We start from the raw sequence: 1528 nt of genomic DNA on the forward strand, positions 1-1528 counted from the left end.
CTGCCCGAGTTGGAAGGGCTAGACGATCTGGACACCTCTGACCTGCCGGACCTTGGCGATCTGGCGGGAGGAGAGGCGGCTGGCCTGCCCTCGCTGAATATCAGGGATCTGACCGGGACGTGAGGCAGCCGCCCCGGTATCTGGCCGCGCCGGGGTGCCCCCTGATTGAGGCCGGTGGTGCGGGGGTCAGCCCTGCCGCTGCGCTTCCAATTGTGGCTTGAGCGCGTGGAGCGGATAGCCAGCCTTGGCGGCGATGTCGATCAGGTCATCTGCCGGGGTGGTTGCCGCTTCGCTCAGCATCCAGATCACGGTGCAGCGGGTGCCCGATTGGCAATAGGCCAGCACCGGCTTTTCTGATGCTTCAATCGCCTGCTTTTGCCGCTGGACAAGATCAGCCGTCATGCCGGTGTGGACCGCTGGATTTATTACGAAGGTGAGCCCGGCGGCCTCGGCGGCCTCGGCCATGCGTGCAGCATGAAGGGCGGGGGGGACCTCGCTATCGGGGCGATTGCAGATCACGGTGCCGAAACCGGCAGCGACAATGGCTGGCATGTCTTCAAGGGCGATCTGAGGGGACACCGACAGATGATCGGTGAGGGGGCGGATGTCCATGGGGTGGTCCTTCCTGTCGTTTTACGCGCGGCGGGGCCGGTGGCCCGGTCGGTTTGATATACCTCAATGTCAGCGCAAGGCCAGCCGCCTAGTCTGGCATGAACTCAAAAAACGGGAGGCCGCAATGACAAAACTTGAAATCCGCAAGAAGGCTCTGCTGGACCGGCTGAAGGAGCTGGACTCGCGGCTGCACGACATAGATGCCGAGCTGGTGAGCCACACCAATGCCGATTGGGACGAGATGGCCGTGGAGCGCGAAGAAGACGAAGTGCTGGAGGGCCAGGGCAACCAGGGCCAGGCCGAGATTGCCGCGATCCGCGCAGCGCTGGCCCGCATCAAGGAAGGCGAGTACGGATTTTGCACTAAATGCGGTGTGGCGATTGCCGAAGAGCGGCTTGATCTGCTGCCGCACACGCCGTTTTGCGCCCGTTGCGCCCGCGAAGTGGCCTGATCTGCCCTTTTTCTGGCCCGCCTGCGCTTGCCATCGGGCGCGGGCGCGGTTTTGATGGCGCCAAGCACGCCAGAATGGCGGCGGGGGCAAAGGGGGCAGGCCATGGCATCGCTGGTCAAGCTGAAGGTTATCGAGGGCGTGGCCCGCATTACAATGGATGCGCCGCCGGTTAACGCGCAGTCGCTGGCCTTGCGGCGCGGCATTTGGGAAGCCGTGCAGATGGCCGAGGCCGACCCGCGCGTAACAGCGCTGGCGCTGCTTGGCGCGGGGCGGATCTTTTCGGCCGGTGCGGATATCTCGGAGTTTGACGGCGAGGGGCAGGAACCGTGGTTTGGCACGCTCTATAACCGGGTTGAAACCTGCGAAAAGCCAGTGGTTGCCGGGATTGCCGGTGCGGCATTGGGGGGCGGGCTGGAGCTTGCGCTGGCCTGCCATTTCCGGCTGGCCGCGCCGGGAGCAAAGCTG

The 1528-nt window shown here is 64.7% G+C and carries 3 protein-coding genes; 2 read left to right on the forward strand and 1 reads right to left on the reverse strand.

Annotation, left to right across the window (positions count from 1 at the left end; all coding sequences use genetic code 11):
* Positions 1-186: 186 nt before the first annotated feature.
* The gene (locus P1U55_RS15285) at positions 187-612 is read right to left on the reverse strand and encodes a TIGR01244 family sulfur transferase (protein WP_301048499.1); all 426 of its coding nucleotides are present in this window, start codon (positions 610-612) and stop codon (positions 187-189) included.
* Between the two features lie 124 nt (positions 613-736).
* On the opposite strand from P1U55_RS15285, the gene P1U55_RS15290 reads away from it, so the two are divergent.
* Both P1U55_RS15290 and P1U55_RS15295 read left to right on the forward strand, forming a co-directional pair.
* The gene (locus P1U55_RS15290; RefSeq protein WP_301048500.1) at positions 737-1063 is read left to right on the forward strand and encodes a TraR/DksA C4-type zinc finger protein; all 327 of its coding nucleotides are present in this window, start codon (positions 737-739) and stop codon (positions 1061-1063) included.
* A 102-nt stretch (positions 1064-1165) separates the two neighbouring features.
* On the forward strand, positions 1166-1528 hold a 363-nt coding region (locus tag P1U55_RS15295; protein ID WP_301048501.1), incomplete at its 3' end, for an enoyl-CoA hydratase-related protein.

Source organism: Vannielia sp. (assembly GCF_029212645.1).
Lineage (GTDB): Bacteria > Pseudomonadota > Alphaproteobacteria > Rhodobacterales > Rhodobacteraceae > Vannielia.

What these genes read in the sequence shown, in the direction of transcription:
- P1U55_RS15285 (WP_301048499.1), bottom strand. Translation starts at nt 612, where the DNA reads ATGGACATCCGCCCCCTCACCGATCATCTGTCGGTGTCCCCTCAGATC.
- P1U55_RS15290 (WP_301048500.1), top strand. Translation starts at nt 737, where the DNA reads ATGACAAAACTTGAAATCCGCAAGAAGGCTCTGCTGGACCGGCTGAAG.